Source organism: Variovorax sp. OAS795 (assembly GCF_040546685.1).
Classification (GTDB): domain Bacteria; phylum Pseudomonadota; class Gammaproteobacteria; order Burkholderiales; family Burkholderiaceae_C; genus Variovorax.
Genome location: NZ_JBEPOH010000002.1, coordinates 708,818 through 724,948, shown reverse-complemented (window position 1 = coordinate 724,948; position 16,131 = coordinate 708,818). Strand labels below are relative to the sequence as shown.

General features: G+C 68.5%; 18 protein-coding genes. 12 read left to right on the top strand and 6 right to left on the bottom strand.

Going from position 1 to position 16,131, the window contains the following annotated elements:
* Positions 1-12 precede the first annotated feature (12 nt).
* Genes leuD through ABID97_RS29020 form a run of 3 tightly spaced genes read right to left on the bottom strand, consistent with a single transcriptional unit; the run spans position 13 to position 3,079 of the window.
* Positions 13-615: a 3-isopropylmalate dehydratase small subunit gene (leuD, locus tag ABID97_RS29030; protein WP_354402949.1), complete on the bottom strand. Its 603-nt coding sequence runs from the start codon at positions 613-615 to the stop codon at positions 13-15.
* A gap of 21 nt (positions 616-636) precedes the next feature.
* A complete protein-coding gene (gene leuC / locus ABID97_RS29025) occupies positions 637-2,058 on the bottom strand; it encodes a 3-isopropylmalate dehydratase large subunit (protein WP_354402948.1) in 1,422 nt (473 codons plus the stop codon).
* A 34-nt stretch (positions 2,059-2,092) separates the two neighbouring features.
* On the bottom strand, positions 2,093-3,079 hold the full coding sequence (locus ABID97_RS29020; protein ID WP_354402947.1) for a Bug family tripartite tricarboxylate transporter substrate binding protein: 987 nt from the start codon (positions 3,077-3,079) through the stop codon (positions 2,093-2,095).
* Between the two features lie 101 nt (positions 3,080-3,180).
* On the opposite strand from ABID97_RS29020, the gene gcvA reads away from it, so the two are divergent.
* From gcvA to ABID97_RS28985, 7 genes are all read left to right on the top strand, one after another.
* Positions 3,181-4,077, top strand: a complete 897-nt coding sequence (gene gcvA / locus ABID97_RS29015) for a transcriptional regulator GcvA (protein ID WP_354402946.1) — start codon at positions 3,181-3,183, stop codon at positions 4,075-4,077.
* Positions 4,078-4,261: 184 nt separating this feature from the next.
* Complete coding sequence (locus tag ABID97_RS29010) at positions 4,262-5,167, top strand: SMP-30/gluconolactonase/LRE family protein (RefSeq protein WP_354402945.1); 906 nt, start codon at positions 4,262-4,264, stop codon at positions 5,165-5,167.
* Between the two features lie 45 nt (positions 5,168-5,212).
* A complete protein-coding gene (locus ABID97_RS29005; RefSeq protein WP_354402944.1) occupies positions 5,213-6,178 on the top strand; it encodes a Bug family tripartite tricarboxylate transporter substrate binding protein in 966 nt (321 codons plus the stop codon).
* Positions 6,179-6,194: 16 nt separating this feature from the next.
* Complete coding sequence (locus ABID97_RS29000; protein WP_354402943.1) at positions 6,195-6,488, top strand: YciI family protein; 294 nt, start codon at positions 6,195-6,197, stop codon at positions 6,486-6,488.
* Between the two features lie 76 nt (positions 6,489-6,564).
* Positions 6,565-6,771, top strand: a complete 207-nt coding sequence (locus ABID97_RS28995; RefSeq protein WP_354402942.1) for a dodecin — start codon at positions 6,565-6,567, stop codon at positions 6,769-6,771.
* 128 nt (positions 6,772-6,899) lie between these two features.
* Positions 6,900-7,301: an aspartate 1-decarboxylase gene (panD, locus tag ABID97_RS28990; protein ID WP_354402941.1), complete on the top strand. Its 402-nt coding sequence runs from the start codon at positions 6,900-6,902 to the stop codon at positions 7,299-7,301.
* 13 nt (positions 7,302-7,314) lie between these two features.
* Complete coding sequence (locus ABID97_RS28985; RefSeq protein WP_354402940.1) at positions 7,315-8,067, top strand: alpha/beta fold hydrolase; 753 nt, start codon at positions 7,315-7,317, stop codon at positions 8,065-8,067.
* A 5-nt stretch (positions 8,068-8,072) separates the two neighbouring features.
* Here ABID97_RS28985 and ABID97_RS28980 read toward each other — a convergent pair whose 3' ends face one another.
* Positions 8,073-9,098: an RNA methyltransferase gene (locus tag ABID97_RS28980; RefSeq protein ID WP_354402939.1), complete on the bottom strand. Its 1,026-nt coding sequence runs from the start codon at positions 9,096-9,098 to the stop codon at positions 8,073-8,075.
* A gap of 118 nt (positions 9,099-9,216) precedes the next feature.
* On the opposite strand from ABID97_RS28980, the gene ABID97_RS28975 reads away from it, so the two are divergent.
* The 5 genes from ABID97_RS28975 (at position 9,217) to ABID97_RS28955 (ending at position 14,075) form a co-directional block, all read left to right on the top strand.
* Positions 9,217-10,047, top strand: a complete 831-nt coding sequence (locus ABID97_RS28975) for a YihY family inner membrane protein (protein WP_354402938.1) — start codon at positions 9,217-9,219, stop codon at positions 10,045-10,047.
* A gap of 35 nt (positions 10,048-10,082) precedes the next feature.
* The gene (locus ABID97_RS28970) at positions 10,083-11,102 is read left to right on the top strand and encodes an AraC family transcriptional regulator (protein ID WP_354402937.1); all 1,020 of its coding nucleotides are present in this window, start codon (positions 10,083-10,085) and stop codon (positions 11,100-11,102) included.
* Positions 11,103-11,249: 147 nt separating this feature from the next.
* Entirely contained in the window at positions 11,250-11,990 is a 741-nt protein-coding gene (locus ABID97_RS28965) for a nitroreductase (protein ID WP_354402936.1), read from the top strand.
* On the top strand, positions 11,987-13,639 hold the full coding sequence (locus ABID97_RS28960; protein ID WP_354402935.1) for an AMP-binding protein: 1,653 nt from the start codon (positions 11,987-11,989) through the stop codon (positions 13,637-13,639). The genes ABID97_RS28965 and ABID97_RS28960 overlap by 4 nt, the downstream gene beginning before the upstream one ends.
* Positions 13,632-14,075 carry a MaoC family dehydratase gene (locus ABID97_RS28955; RefSeq protein ID WP_354402934.1) on the top strand — a complete coding sequence of 148 codons (444 nt, stop codon included), beginning with the start codon at positions 13,632-13,634 and terminating at the stop codon, positions 14,073-14,075. The genes ABID97_RS28960 and ABID97_RS28955 overlap by 8 nt, the downstream gene beginning before the upstream one ends.
* A 30-nt stretch (positions 14,076-14,105) precedes the next feature.
* On the opposite strand, the gene ABID97_RS28950 is transcribed toward ABID97_RS28955, so the two are convergent.
* Together ABID97_RS28950 and ABID97_RS28945 are read right to left on the bottom strand one after the other, a co-directional pair.
* Complete coding sequence (locus ABID97_RS28950) at positions 14,106-15,629, bottom strand: tripartite tricarboxylate transporter permease (protein WP_354402933.1); 1,524 nt, start codon at positions 15,627-15,629, stop codon at positions 14,106-14,108.
* A 10-nt stretch (positions 15,630-15,639) separates the two neighbouring features.
* Positions 15,640-16,062: a tripartite tricarboxylate transporter TctB family protein gene (locus ABID97_RS28945; protein ID WP_354402932.1), complete on the bottom strand. Its 423-nt coding sequence runs from the start codon at positions 16,060-16,062 to the stop codon at positions 15,640-15,642.
* Between the last annotated feature and the right edge of the window lie 69 nt (positions 16,063-16,131).

Sequence of the window (16,131 nt, the reverse complement as noted above, 5' to 3'; positions counted from 1 at the left end):
GGTTGTCTCGTTTCAGGAAGGCTGGCCACCCTCGCACCGCCGCTCGAAGGCGTCGATGGCGGCGTGCTGCGCCAGCGTGTAGTCGATCTCGTCCAGGCCCTCGAGCAGGCAATGGCGCGGGAACGGATCGATCGCGAAAGGCTCGATGCCGCCGCGCGGTCCGGTGACGGTCTGCGCGCGCAGGTCCACCGTCATGCGCGCGCCGGGATGCGCGCGCAGGTCGGCCAGCATCTGCCGCACCACGGCTTCGGACAGGCGCACCGGCAGCAGGCCGTTCTTCAGCGCGTTGCCGAAGAAGATGTCGCCGAAGCCCGGCGCCACCACGGCGCGAAAGCCCGCGTCGTACAGCGCCCAGACGGCGTGCTCGCGCGACGAGCCGCAGCCGAAGTTGGGGCCGGCCACCAGGATGCGCGCCTGCGCATACGCCGGCTCGTCGAGCACGAAGCCGTCTCGGGGCTGGCCGTTCGCGTCATGCCGCAGGCCGCGAAAAAGATAGTTGCCGAAGTTGTCGGAACGCGGCTTCTGCAGGTAGAGCGCGGGCACGATCTGGTCGGTGTCGACGTTCGCGCGGGGCAGTGGCGCCGCCACGGCCTCGAGTCGGGTGAAAGCTTCCATCGTTCGAATTCCGGTTGTCGCTCAGCGGTGCGCGGCGAGCAGGCTGCGCACATCGGTCAGCCGGCCGGTGACGGCGGCTGCCGCGGCCATGGCAGGGCTCATCAGGTGGGTGCGCGATCCCGGTCCCTGGCGGCCGACGAAGTTGCGGTTGGAGGTCGATGCGCAGCGCTGGCCCGCGGCCACCTGGTCGCCGTTGGTGCCCAGGCACATGGAGCATCCGGCGTGGCGCCACTGCAGGCCGGCCGCAAGGAACACCGCGTCGAGCCCCTCGGCCTCGGCCTGCTGCTTCACGAGCCCCGAGCCGGGCACGACCCAGGCCTCGACACCTTCGGCCACGCGGCGGCCGCGCACCACCTCGGCGGCACTGCGCATGTCCTCGATGCGGCCGTTGGTGCAGGAGCCGATGAAGACGCGGTCGACCGCGACCTCGCCGAGCGGCTGGCCCGGACGCAGTCCCATGTAGGCCAGCGTGCGCTCCATGGTCTCGCGGCGCTCGGCGCTGGCGGCATGGGCGGGATCGGGCACGCAGCCGGTGATCGGCAACGCGTCTTCGGGGCTGTTGCCCCAGGTGACCATCGGCGCGATGTCGCCGGCGCGAAGCTGCAGCGCGTTGTCGAACACGGCGCCCTCGTCGCCGGGCAGCTGGCGCCAGCGTGCCACCGCCTCGTCCCAGGCGGCGCCCTGCGGCGCCTCGGGGCGCCCGGCCAGCCACTCGAAGGTGGTGTCGTCGGGCGCGACCATGCCGGCCCGCGCGCCGGCCTCGATCGACATGTTGCACACCGTCATGCGCCCCGCCATCGGAAGGGCGCGGATCGCCTCGCCCGCGTACTCGATGACGTGGCCGGTGCCGCCCCCGGCACCGAGCCGCGCGATCACGGCCAGGATGATGTCCTTGGCCGAGACGCCTTCGGGAAGCCGCCCGTCGATGGTCACGCGCAGCGTGCGCGGCTTGCGCTGCCAGAGGGTCTGCGTGGCGAGCACGTGCGCCACTTCGGAGGCGCCGATGCCGAAGGCCAGCGCGCCGAGCGCGCCATGCGTGGCGGTGTGGCTGTCGCCGCAGACGATCACGCTGCCGGGCAGGCTCAGGCCCTGCTCCGGCCCCACCACGTGCACGATGCCCTGGCGCAGGTCGTCCAGGCCGAAGAAGCGGATGCCGGCGGCGGCGCTGTCGTGCTGCAGGGCCTCGGCCATGGCCCGCTTCTCGGGATCGGCGATGTCGGACAGCGCGCGCGAGGCGGTCGGCACGTAGTGGTCGGGCGTGGCGAACGCGCGGTCGGGCCGGCGCACCGCGAGGCCGCGATGGCGCAGCATCTCGAAGGCGGGCGCGGAGCCGTCCTGCACCAGGTGGCGGTCGACGTACAGCAGGCCCTGGCCATCGTCGCGCTGCATCACCAGGTGCGCCTGCCAGATCTTTTCGAAGAGGGTGCGGGGAACGGAAGGCATGGATGAAAGAAGTCGCTTTGGGAAAGTAAGGAAATCAGTCGAGCTTCACGCCCGAGATGCGCACGATCTCCGCATAGCGCCTGGTCTCGCTCGCCATGAAACGGCCGTAGTCCTCGGGCGTGCCGCCGCCGATCTCGGCACCGAACGCCGCCATGCGCTTTTGCAGCTCGGGCGACTTGAGCACCGCGTTGGCCTCGGCGTTGAGCTTGTCGATGATCGGGCGCGGCGTGCCCGCCGGTGCCGAGAGCCCGTACCACGACGACGCATAGACGCCCTTCAGGCCCGCTTCGTCGAAGGTGGGCACGTCGGGCAGTGCGGGGTTGCGCTGCTTCGATGCCACGGCCAGTGCACGCATGCGGCCGGCCGCAATGAAGGGCAGGCAGGTGGTGGTGTCGAGCATCAGCGAGACATGGCCCGCGGCCAGGTCGGACTCGGCCGGCGACGTGCCCTTGTAGGGCACGTGCACGATGTCGAGCTTGGCGGCGGTGGCGAACTGCACCGCCGCCAGGTGCTGCGACGAGCCCACGCCGCCGGAGGCGTAGTTGAGCTTGCCCGGGTTCGCGCGCGCCGCATCGATCACGTCCTTGACGGACTTGAACGGCGAACTGGCCGGCACCACGAGGATGTTGGGCACGGCCGAGACATAGATGATCGGCTCGAAGTCCTTCACCGGATCGAAGCCCAGCTTGTTGTAGAGGCTCACGTTCACTGCGTTGGGACTGATCGAGGACATCAGCAGGTTGTAGCCATCGGGCTTTTGCCGCGCCGCGAGCTCGGTGCCGATGTTGCCGCCGGCACCGGCGCGGTTGTCGACCACGAAGGGGTGGCCCAGCCGCTGGCCGAGCAGGTCGGACACGATGCGCGCCGTGGTGTCCACGCCGCCGCCCGGTGGCCAGGGCACCATGAGCTTGATGGGCTGGGACGGATAGTTCTTCGTTGCCGCGTCGTCCGCGAAGGCCGCGGCCTGCGCGCCAAGCAGCACGGCCGCCACCAGGCAGGCATGCAATTTCTTCATCGTCATGGGCTTGTCTCCGTCGTTTTGCTGGCTGCGATGCTATGCCTGCGCCCCTGCACGCAGCAACCACAATAAAGGCATGCAAGCATGAGTAAACTTCATACCCCATGACACGCCGACTGCCTCCGCTCAATGCCTTGCGCGCCTTCGAGGCGGCCGCCCGCTCGGGCAATTTCACGCGGGCCGCGCAGGAGCTGTTCGTGACCCAGGGCGCGGTGAGCCGGCACATCGCGACGCTCGAAGGCTGGCTCAAGGTGCCGCTGTTCGAGCGCGGGCGGCACGGCATCCGCCTCACGCCCGCCGGCGAGAGCTACTTTGCGAGCATGCGCGTGGCCTTCGACCAGATCGAGCACGGCACACGGCAGCTGCAGCAAAGCCCGGACGAATGGCTGCTGCGCATCAAGGTGCCGCCCACCTTCGCGATCCGCTGGCTGATTCCGCGGCTCGGGCGTTTTCATGCGCAGCACCCGCGCATCGACGTGCAGATCACCACGTCGCACAAGCCGGCCGATTTCGACCGCGACGACATCGACGTGAGCATCCATTCCGAGCCGAGCCCGCCGGTGGGTCCGGGCTACCGGCTGCTGTTCCGCGAAACGCTGCTGCCCGTGTGCGCGCCTGCGCTGCTGCGGCGCGATCCGCCGCTGGTGCGCCCCGCCGACCTCGCGCACCAGGCGCTCCTGAGTTCGCTCAACCGGCCGCACGACTGGCCGACCTGGCTGGCGGCCGCGGGCCTGCCGGACCTCGACACCCGGCGCGGCCTCACGTTCGAGAACGCCGCCATGGCCTACCAGGCCGCGGCGGAGGAACTCGGCGTGATGGTGGGCCTCTTCGCGTTCGTGCGCGACGACCTGGCCAGCGGGCGGTTGGTGGCGCCGTTCGACCTGCGCGTGCCGACCCAGGGCGGCTACTTCATGGCCTGGCGCACGGACCGGCCGATGCCGCAGCGGGTGCGCGATTTCGAGCACTGGATCGCGGCGGAAGCGGAAGCCGGCGAGGCCTGAGCCCGGGCGCACCGCGTCCACGTCACCTGCAGGCCCGGCGGGGCTGATGAGTTTTTCTCAGCGCTCACATGACTTTATTGTGATTGAGCTGCGCCGCCCGATCCCCTATCGTCCACGCACAAAATCACTCGGAGACACGGGCTTTTTCCTGGCATTTCGCTTCGGAGAAAAAGTCCGGCAAAGCATGGACATCCTGGCCGAAGGCCTGCAATTTCCTGAGGGGCCCGTGGCACTGGCCGACGGCTCGGTGCTGCTGGTCGAAATGCGCGCGGGCCGCATCGCGCGGGTCGCGCCCGACGGACGGATCCACACCCTCTGCGATTGCGGCGGCGGACCGAACGGCGCCGCGGTCGGGCCCGATGGCGCGCTCTATGTCTGCGACAACGGCGGCAGCGCCTATGCGCCCGGCCGCTTCACTTCCACCGGCCCCGCGCCGGACTACCAGGGCGGCAGCATCCGGCGCATCGACCTCGCCACCGGCGGGGCCGCAATCCTGTACACGCACTGCGGCGAGCACCGGCTGTCGTCGCCGAACGACCTCGTCTTCGATGCACAGGGCGGCTTCTACTTCACCGACTTTGGCAAGAAGCATGCGCGCTCCCGCGACAGCGGGAGCGTGTATTACGCGCTGCCCGACGGATCTCGCATCGCCGAGGTGGCCCACCCGCTGCTGTCGCCGAACGGCATCGGCCTGTCGCCCGACGGCCGGGCGCTCTATGTGGCCGAAACCGAGACGGCGCGCCTCTGGGCCTTCGACATCATCGAGCCCGGCGTGGTGCACAAGCACCCCTTTCCCTCGCCGCACGGTGGACGGCTGGTGTGCGGCCTGCCGGGCTTCCAGCGCTTCGACAGCCTGGCGGTGCAGGCAAATGGACAGGTCTGCGTCGCGACGCTGGTCACGGGCGCGATCTCGGTCATTGCGCCATCGGGCGAACTGCTGCGCCAGCAGCTGTTTCCCGACCTCTACGTGACCAACATCTGCTTCGGCGGTCCCGGGCTCGGGACGGCGTACCTCACGCTGTCCGCCACCGGCCGGCTCGTGTCGTTGCCGTGGCCCGAGCCCGGCTTGCGGCTTCATTTCAACGCTTGAATCTTGCCGCGCGCCACGTGCGCCCCCGGCACAGGAGAACACACCATGGATCGTCGAGAACTCGTCACCGCGATGGCGGGAGCCTGCCTCGCAGGCGCCTTGCCGGCCTTCGCGGCCACGCCCTACCCCAGCCGGCAGGTGCGGGTGGTGGTGCCCTTCACGGCCGGCGGCGGCACCGACGTGGTCGCCAGGGCAATCGCGGCGGGCATGTCGGAGTCGATGGGCCAGACCTTCTATGTCGACAACCGGCCCGGCGCCAGCACGGTGATCGGCTCCGAGTTCGTGGCCAAGTCGCCACCCGACGGCTACACGCTGCTGGTGGCGAGCGTGCCGCATGCCACCAATCCCTCGATGATGAAAAACCTGCCGTTCGATACGCTCAAGGCCTTTGCGCCGGTGAGCCTGGCGGTGCAGTCGCCGTTCATCATGGTCGCCTCGTCCACGTCCGGCATCCAGTCGATGGACGAAGCGCTCGCGCAGGCCAAGGCGAAGCGGCTGTCGTTCGCGTCCACCGGCAGCGGCACGGCCGACCACCTGTCGATGGAGCTTCTCGCGCTGCAGTCGAACGTCGCGATGACGCACGTGCCCTACAAGGGCACCGGCCCGGCGCTGGCAGACGTGCTGGGCGGCCACGTCGACCTGATGTTCGCCAACGTGGTCGCGGCGGGGCCGCTGGTCAAGTCCGGCAAGCTGCGCGCCCTTGCCACGTCGACGGCGAAGCGCAGTGCCTCGCTGCCCGACGTGCGCACGGTCAGCGAGATCAGCGGCAAGCCCTTCGACGTGAGCGCGTGGGCCGGCGTGCTGGCGCCTGCAGGCACCGACCCAGCGGTGGTCGAGCGGCTGAGCGCTGAAATCCGCAAGGCCTTGCAGACCAGTGCGACGCGCGAGGCGCTGGTGGTCAACGGGGCCGACCCGGTGGGCGGCACGCCGGCGCAGTTCCAGGCCTTCATCGCGCGCGAGATGCAGACCTGGCGCGGGATCATCGCCAAGGCCGGCATCACCCCGGGCTGAACCCGGAGAGACCTCCATGCCCTTCGTGATCATCGCGCTCGACAGGCCCGGCGCACAGGCGCTGCGCACCGCATTGAAGCCGGCCCACCTGGACTACCTGATTGCCGCCCAACACAAGATGCTGGCCGGCGGCGCCTTGCTCGGCGACGAGGGCCGGGCCATCGGCGGCCTCATCGTGCTCGATACGGAAGACCGGCAGGCGGCCGAGACCTTCGCCCGCGAAGACCCGTTCAACAGCGGCGGGCTGTTCGCCTCGGTCCAGGTCATGCCCTGGCGCAAGAGCTTCTTCGATGGGCTGCGAACCGGATAGGGGCCGGAAGCAGAAAGTTTCCCCTGCCGCTGCAGGGGCTGGCTACGATGTGCCCACGCCCACAAGGAGCACAGACATGTCGAACCACGTTTACAAGTCGCTCGAACTCACCGGCTCGTCGCCCGTCAGCATCGAGGAAGCGGTCCAGACCGCCATCGCCAAGGCGCACGAGACGGTCCGCAACATCCAGTGGTTCACCGTCACCGAGACGCGCGGCCATGTGACCGACGGCAAGGTCGCGCACTGGCAGGTCACGCTGAAGATCGGTTTCACGCTCGAATAGCGTCCGCACAGGCCGCCCGGGCGGCCCGGCTATCCTCCGCACGCCGCGCTCGCGGCACACGTGTCCTGGCGTCTCATCGAGATCGCCGGGCCGATCCACCTTTTGCCAGAAGAGAAAGACATCGTTCCATGTTCCGCACCCTGCTCAAGTCGAAGATCCACCGCGTGGCCGTGACCGACTGCGAACTGCACTACGAAGGCTCCTGCGCCATCGACGAAGACCTGCTCGATGCCGCCAACCTCTCCGAGAACGAGCAGGTCCACATCTGGAACATCAACAACGGCGAGCGCTTCGTCACCTATGCGATCCGCGGAGAGCGCGGCACCGGCATCATCTCGGTCAACGGCTCGGCCGCGCGGCGCGCCTCGGTGGGCGACCTGATCATCATCGCGGCCTTCGGCCTGGTGCCCGAAGACCAGGTGGCGGGCTACAAGCCCAGGCTGGTGTTCGTGGACGGCGCGAACCGCATCAAGGAAGAGCGCGGCCACGTTCCGGTGCAGGCGGCGTCCGGCGAGGCCGCGCTGGCCTGACGCGACAGCGCACATGCACACCGAACAAGGCGGCGAAGGCCCGGACCTGCTGCTCATGCTGCATGGCATGGGTTCGACCGGCGCGGTGTGGTCGCCGATGTGCGCCGACGCCGGCGCGCGATGGAAGGGCCGCTGGCTGGTTCCCGACCTGCCGGGCCACGGCCAGTCCCAGCGCCAGGACGCCTACGCCCTCGGTCACTATGCGGCCAGCGTCGCATGCGCCGCGCTGCCGCACATCCACCCCGAGGGCCGGCTCGCGGTGGTCGGCCACTCGCTCGGCGGTGTGATCGGCCTCGCACTGGCGAGCGGCTGGTTCGGCATCGCGCCGCACCAGGTCTTTGCCGCCGGCATCAAGATCGAATGGAGCGATGAGGACCTGCGCCGCATGGCGGCCCTTGCGTCCCAGCCGGCCAAGAAGTTTTCGACGTCCGAAGAAGCGCAGGACCGGTACCTCAAGGTCTCGGGCCTGGCGGGCATTGCCGATGCGGGGTCGGCCGCCGCCGCGCGCGGCGTCGTGCAGGACGCCGATGGCTGGCGCCTTGCCATGGACCCGCGCGCCCATGGCGTGGGCAAGCCGCCGGTCGCCGAATTGCTCTCGGTGGCGCGTTGCCCCGTGCACCTCGGCCGCGGCGGCCACGATGCGATGGTGACCCTGGCCCAGATCCGCGCGCTCGATCCCCAGGCGCGCGACCTGGGACCGCATGGGCACAACGTGATGGTCGAGGCGCCGGGGCAGGTCTGGGAGTGGCTGGCCTCGTTCCCCTGAGTCGCTCAGGCCCTTCGGATCGGCACCACCCGCGCCTCGGCTGCGCGCGCCCGCAGCTGGCCGCATCCGCCATCGATGTCCTGGCCGGCCGACTGGCGCAGCTTGGTCAGGATGCCGCGCTGGTGCAGCGTGCGGGCGATCTGCTCGCAGCGCTCCCACGAGGGGCGGCTGAAGCCCACGCCCTCCACGGCATTGAACGGGATCATGTTCAACACGCCGTACTTGCCCGAGAGCAGTTCGACGATGCCGTCGATCTCGTCGTGCCCGTCGTTGACGCCTTCGAGCAGCGTCCACTGGTACTGGATCGGGTAGCCGGTGGCGCGCGCATAGCGCTCCCCTGCGGCCACCAGTTCTTCGGGCGTCATGGCCGGTGCGCGCGGCAGAAGCTTCTTGCGCAACTGTGCCCTGGTGGTGTGCAGCGAGAGCGCCAGCGCGGGCCTCACGCGCGCCTGGGCCAGCTTCTCGAACGCACGCAAATCGCCGACGGTGGAGAACACCAGGTTCTTGTGGCCGATGTTGCCCACCGTGCCCAGCAGCTCGATGGCCTCGATCACGTTGTCCAGGTTGTGCGCCGGCTCGCCCATGCCCATGAACACCACCTTGCGCACCGGACGGCGCGCGCGAGCGAGGGCCACCTGCGCGATGATTTCCGCGCTTCCCATCTGGCGCAGCAGGCCGTCACGCCCCGTCATGCAGAACTGGCAGCCGACCGCGCACCCGACCTGCGATGAGACGCAGAGGCCGTCCCGTGGCAGCAGCACGCTCTCGACGGTCTGGCCGTCCGAGAGCGCGACGAGCAGCCGCTCGGACCCGTCGGCGCCGGGGTGCACCGCGTGAATGCGCGCGAGCCCCGCCAACTCGGCCTCGATGGACGGCAGGGCCGCGAGCAGTGACGACGGGAAGAAGGTCCCCGGCAGGCGCCTGCCGCTGTCACGGGGAAGCGCATGGGACCACAGCCGCAGGATTCGCTGCTCGTGGCTCGGGCCCGCGCCGGCAGCGCGAAGGCGCTGTTTCAATTCATGGATTCGCATGCGCGGCTCGGGACGAAGGGGCTCTGGGGCATGGACATGCGGCAGATTGTGCATGGCGGGCTTCGACGCGATCGCGCGGATTGATGACAATCGGCCTCCCCTCCTTCGCTCCAGCCACATGTTCACCCTGACCCGACTGACGATCGACCGCGCCCGCAAGGAGCGGCTGCCCCAGGTCGCCGGAAGCCTGGCGTTCACGACCTTGCTGTCGATCGTGCCCTTGCTGGCCGCGAGCTTCGCGCTGTTCACGCGCTTTCCGGTCTTCGCGCGGTTCAAGGAAGCGCTGCAGGAGTTCCTGCTGAACCGGCTGCTTCCCGCGGACATCGCGCGCACGGTGCTGAAGTACCTGAACCAGTTCGCGGCCAATGCCAGCGGCCTGACCTGGGTCGGTTCGCTGCTCCTGCTGGCCACGGCGGTCGCGATGCTGCTGACGGTGGAGAACGCGCTCAACCAGATGTGGAAGGTCCGCAAGAACCGGCCGTTCTTCAAGCGGGTCGGCCTGTACCTGCTGATGCTGGCGATCGGGCCGCCGGTGCTGGGCCTGAGCCTGTGGGCGACCTCGTACCTGCTGGGCGTTTCGCTGGGGCTGATCGGCGCGCTGCCGCCGTCCTTCGCATTCGTGCTCGACCTCGGGCCGCTCGTGCTGGGGGTGGCGGTGCTCACGTGCATGTTCTACCTCGTGCCGAATGCCAGGGTGCGGCTGCGCGACGCGTTCGCGGGCGGCCTGATCGCCAGCGTGGCCTTCGAGCTCGGCAAGCGCGGCTTCACCAGCTACCTGGTCAAGGTGCCCACCTACAAGGCGCTGTACGGCACCTTCGCGGCGCTCCCGATGTTCTTGCTGTGGGTGTACTTCTCGTGGCTGGTCACGCTGGTCGCGGCCCTGGTGGCGGCCAACCTGGCGCTCACGCGCCGGCGTCCGGCGGCACGGGCCGCCCGGGGCCCGGGCTAGCATCCGGGCCTGGTCATTTCAGAAGCGGTGTTCGCATGAAGTCTGCAGGCCTGAAGGGCACGGTGTCGATCGAGCTGGTGCACGAGGCGATCCATGCCGCGGCGCTCAGGAACATGGACCTCGGCCGCGTGCTGGAGGCCGCGAAGATCGACCGCGACCTGCTCGACGCACCGCGCGCGCGGGTGCCGGCCGCCGCGTATTCGCGCATGTGGGTGGCACTGGCCGACCTGATGGACGACGAGTTCTTCGGCCTCGACAGCCATGGGCTGCGCCGCGGAAGCTATGCGCTCATGACGCGCGCGGCGGTGAGCTCGGACAACCTGGAGCACGCCATGCGGCGCATCCTGCGGTTCCTGCATGCCACGCTGGACGACTTCCAGGGAGAGCTGGTCCGCTCGGCGGACGAGGCGCGCGTGATCCTGCATGACGGCGGCGTGCTGCGCCGGCTGTTCGGCTACGGCACCTGGTTCATCCTTGTGCACGGGCTGGCGTGCTGGCTGGTGCACCGGCGCATTCCGCTGCGCGAGATGCAGTTCCGGTGCCCGCCTCCAGGGGACGACAGCCACTACCGCACGCGCTTCTGCGAGAACGTGAAGTTCAACGGCGAGACCACGCACATCACGTTCGCAAGCGAGCTGCTGGACCTGAAGATCGCGGAATCGCCCGCAACGGTCGACCACTTCCTGCGCGCAGCACCGGCCAACCTGCTGGTCAAGTACCGCAACGACGCCAGCACCCACGCACAGGTGCGCCACCGGCTGCGCAGCCAGCTGCCCGACGGATGGCCCGACCTGGAGACGCTCGCGCAGGAACTCTCTATGTCCGGCACCACGCTGCAGCGGCGCTTGCAGCAGGAGGGCCTGAGCTACCAGCGGGTGAAAGACGACCTGCGGCGCGACATCGCGATCGATCTCCTGTCGGGCGCGTCGTTGACGGTGGCCGAGGTTGCCGCGCGCACCGGCTTCCAGGAGACGAGCGCCTTTCATCGCGCGTTCAAGAAGTGGACGGGCGTCAGCCCGGGCGCCTACCGGTCTTCTGCGCCCGGGGCGGGGTAGCCGCCGCGGCGCCGACAAAGGTGCCCGCATACCTCCTCGCAGTTGCCGTCTTTGGGCATCGACCCGAAAACCCGCGGCCGATAGAGTGCCCCTGAAAGAGCGGCCTGCAACTGGTGCACGGCTCTCCAGAAGGCAAGGAACCCTGGAATGAACCGAATGATGGCGCCGCCGGTGCATGCGCAAGCGCTGCGGGATGCGGTCGATTGGGCGATCGCCACCCGGCGCAGCGTGCGGGCTTTCCTGCCCGAGCCGGTGGCGCGCGAAGAGATCGAGGCGATTCTCTCGACGGCGCGCTACAGCGCTTCGGGCATGAACATGCAGCCCTGGCATGTGCATGTGCTCACCGGCCCTGCGAAGGCCCGTTTGTCCGCGGCGATTGCAAGTCTCGACGACGATCCCCACAGGTCGGCGGACCTGGAGGAGCCCTATGACTACTACCCGCGCGAATGGCGCTCCCCCTACCTGGAGCGGCGCCGCAAGGTGGGTTGGGACCTCTACGGCCTGCTCGGCATCGCCAAGGGCGACAAGGAGCGCATGCACGCGCAGCACGGGCGCAACTACCGGTTCTTCGATGCGCCGGTGGGCCTGTTCTTCACGGTCGACCGCGCGCTGCAGGAAGGAAGCCTGCTGGACTACGGCATGTTCCTGCAGAGCGTGATGGTCGCCGCGCGCGGCCGCCAACTTCACACCTGCCCGCAGGCCGCTTTCCTGAAGTTCCACCGCCTGATCGCCGAGCAGCTGGGCATGCCCGCGGACCAGATGCTCGTCTGCGGCATGAGCCTGGGCTATGCCGATGCCTCATCGATCGAGAACTCGCTCGTCACCGAACGCGAGCCGGTCGCCGCGTTCACGACATTCCACGACACCGCCAAGGAGACAAGACCATGAGCGCGCAATCCTATGCCCAGGGCCTCGAGCGCTGCGAGGCGAACCACGTGCCGCTGACGCCGCTCGGCTTTCTCGACCGCGCCGCGCTGGCGCATCCGAATCGCCCGGCCGTGGTGCATGGCGAACTCTCGCGCACCTGGGAGCAAACGCGGGAGCGTTGCCTTCGCCTGGCGTCGGCGCTGGTGGCCAGGGGCATCCTGCCGGGGGACACGGTGTCGGTGCTGGCCCCCAACACGCCGGCCATGCTGGAGTCGCACTTCGGCGTCCCGCTGTCCGGTGCCGTGCTCAACGCGATCAACCACCGCCTGGACCCGGAGGGGATCGCGTTCATCCTTCGTCACGGCGAATGCAAGCTGCTGATGGTGGACCGCGAGTTCTCCGGCACCGTTGCAGCCGCGCTGGAGCTTCTCGATCGACCGCCCGTAGTGGTCGACATCGAGGACCACCTGGCGCCGCCCGGCGAGCGCATCGGCGAGACCGACTACGAGTCGCTGCTGGCAAGCGGAGATCCGGCCTTTGCCGGCCGCTGGCCGGACGACGAATGGCAGCCGATCGCCCTGAACTACACCTCGGGCACGACAGGCGATCCGAAGGGCGTGGTCGCGAGCCACCGCGGCACCTACCTCATGAGCCTGCTGCAGATCACCAACTGGGCGATGCCGCGCAGCCCCAGGTACCTGTGGACGCTGCCCATGTTCCACGCCAACGGCTGGTGCTTCACCTGGGCCGTCACGGCGGCGGCAGGCACCCATGTGTGCCTGCGCCGCGTGTCCGCCGAAGCGGTGATGGAAGCCATCGACAGGCACGGGATCGATCATCTCTGCGCCGCGCCGGTGGTGATGGCCATGCTCGCGGATTCGGCGCGCCACACCCGCTTGTCACGTGCCGTTCGCGTGCTGACCGCGGGATCTCCTCCGCCCCTTTCCGTGCTGAATGCCGTGCTGGCCATGGGCTTCGACGTGGAGCATGTCTTCGGCATCACGGAGGTTTGCGGCACGCCGGTGAGCTGCGTCTGGCAGGACGGCTGGGACGACCTGCCGCAGGCCGAGCAAGGCAAGCTGCGGGTGCGCCAGGGCGTGCGGGCCGCGATGTTCGAAGGCCTCATGGTCGGCGATGCGGACACGCTGGCACCCGTGCCCGCCGACGGAACGGCCGCAGGCGAGCTCATGCTGCGCGGCAACACGGTGATGATGGGCTACTTCAAGAACGAGGCGGCCACGCGCAAGGCACTGGCCGGCGGCTGGTTCCGCACCGGCGACGTCGCGGTGCTTCATGGCAACGGCTACGCGCAGATCACGGACCGCTCGAAGGACGTGATCATTTCCGGGGGCGAGAACATCTCGTCCGTGGAAGTCGAGGATGTGGTGCACGGACATCCGGCGGTCCTGCATGCCGCCGTGGTGGCCCAGCCCGACGAGAAATGGGGCGAGGTGCCGTGCGTGTTCATCGAACTCAGGGCCGGTGTCCCTGCGCCCACCGAGCAGGAGATCGTCGCGTTCTGCCGCGAGCGGCTCGCCCACTTCAAGTGTCCGCGCCGCGTGGTGTTCAGCAGCCTGCCGAAGACGGCCACCGGCAAGATCCAGAAGTTCCGCCTGCGCGAGCAGGCCGGAAGCCGGGAAGCCATCGTCCAGCGCCCGAACCATGACTGAGATCGAACCGGCGGGCTGCGCGCCCATTGCGCCCGGATACCGCTTCGTGCGGACCCACGCATTCAGCGAGGAACAGGTGAGCCGCTTCGCGATGGCCGCGGGCGACGAGAACCCGCTGCACCACGATGCACAGTTCGCGCGCGGCACGCGCTTCGGCGGATTGATCGCAAGCGGCACCCACACCACATCCCTCCTGCTGGGGCTCACGGCCACGCATTTCGCCAGCAGGGGGAGCGTGCTGGGCACCAGCTTTTCGGTCGACCTGCTGCGCCCGGTGCTCGCGACCGAGACAGTCGTCATGGAATGGCAGGTGACCTCGATCGCGGCGCACTCGAGGGGCGGCTGCATCCTCGAACTGCAGGGCGCGATGAGAGGCACGGACGACCGCACCCGGGTCCACGCGCACGGCACGGTGCTTTTCACGCCCGACGCCTGATCCACGCGTGGGGCACCGGGCCTGCGGTGCCTACTCCTGCGGTTCCAGCGCCAGCGGCGCGGGCGCAATGGCGGCCTTCTTGCGGGCCTGGAGAATGAACGAGACCACCTGCCACACGATGAAGACACCGATCATGCTGAGCAGGGTGCCACTGATCGGGCGCGATGCGAAAGTGCCGAAGCTTCCCCGGCTCAGCAGCATCGCGCGGCGGAAGTTCTCTTCGAGCATCGGGCCCAGGATGAAGCCGAGCATGAGCGGCGCAGCGTCCAGCTCGAGCCGCATGAACATGTAGCCCATGAAGCCGAAGGCGGACGTGATGAAGACGTCTTCGAGGTTGTTGTTCACGCTGTAGGTGCCGATGCAGCAGAAGAACAGGATCGACGGGAACAGCACGCTGTACGGGATCTTGAACACCGAGAGCCAGTAGCGCACCAGCGGCACGTTCAGCACCAGGAGGAACACGTTGCCGATCCACATGCTTGCCACCAGGCCCCAGAACAGCTCGGGGTGGGCGCCGATCATGTTCGGCCCGGGCTGGATGCCCTTGATGATGAAGGCCGCGAGCATCAGCGCCATCACGGCGTTCTCGGGAATGCCGATGCTCATGAGCGGGATGAAGCTGGTGCGCGCCGCGGCTTCGTCGGCCGCGGCCTGGCCGGCCACGCCCTCGATGCAGCCGGTGCCGATCTCGTGCTTGTACTTGCTGACCTTCTTGTCGAGCGCGTAGGCCGCGAACTGTGCGATGGTGGGACCGCCGCCGGGCAGGATTCCCAGCAGCGAGCCGACCACGCTGCCGCGCAGCGCGCTGGGGATGATCCGCTTGAACTCCGCCCAGGTGGGAATGAGGTTGATCTTGCCGTTGAACGGCGAACGCTCCTCGCGGGAGTCGAGGTTCTTGGTGATCTCGGCAATGCCGAAGCAGCCCAGCGCGATGCTCACGATGCCGACGCCGTCGGTCAGGAACGGCATGTCCAGCGTGAAGCGCGCCATGCCGCTGTTCACGTCGGTGCCGATGGTTCCGAGCAGCACGCCGATCATGCACATTGCCAGGCCGTTCAGCAGGCTGCCGGTGGTGACGAAGCTCACGCACACGAAACCCACCAGCATCATGGCCACGTAGTCCGCGGGGCCGAAGAGGAAGGCGACCTCCCCCAGCATGGGCGCGAAGAACGACAGCACCAGGATCGCGACGGTGCCGCCGATGAAACTGGAGAACCCGGCCGTGAAGAGCGCGAGCCCCGTCTGCCCTTTCAGCGTCATCGCGTACCCGTCGATGCAGGCCACGATGCTGCTCGCATGCGGGATCTTCATGGTGATGGCGCTCACGCTGTCGCCGTACTGCGCACCGTAGTAGATGCCGGCCAGCATGATGAGCGCGCCGGTCGTCGGAATGGAATAGGTCAGCGGCAGCAGCAGGCTGATGGTCGCCAGCGGGCCGAGGCCAGGCAGCAGGCCGACCAGCGTTCCCACCGTGCAGCCGATGGCGCAGAACATCAGGTTCTGCCAGGTCAGGGCGTGCGAGAAACCGAACGCCAGGTTGTGAAGGACTTCCATGGTCGTGGCCTCAAAAAAGCGGCAGGTTCAAGCCGAGGAGTTTCTGGAGCGCGAACGCCATGGCGATCAGCCCGGCGGAGATCTTCACGTTGCGCACCCACGAGTTCGAACTGCCCGCGAAGGCCGAGCAGAACACCATGAAGACGATGCCCACGACCATGTCCAGGTACATCGAGATCAACGCGAAGCCGCAGAGGCTCCCGAGGATGAGTGCGATGTTCTTGAAATGGAGGTCCAGCCGCACCGGCGCGACAAAGAACGCCCGGACCACCGTCGCCACGCCGATCAGCAGCAGCAGGCCGCTCACCATCACGGGAAAAAGACCCGGCCCCGCGCGGCTCAGGTCCCCGATGGGATAGCGAAGCCCCGTGAGGCCGAAGGCCAATGCAATTGCCATGAGGAAAAGTCCCCTGACAAGATTTCTGTTTCTCATACGTTCCCGATCTAGTGGGTTGTCGAACGCGACCGGCGCGGGGGAACCGGCGCGGCTTGTCTCCATCCG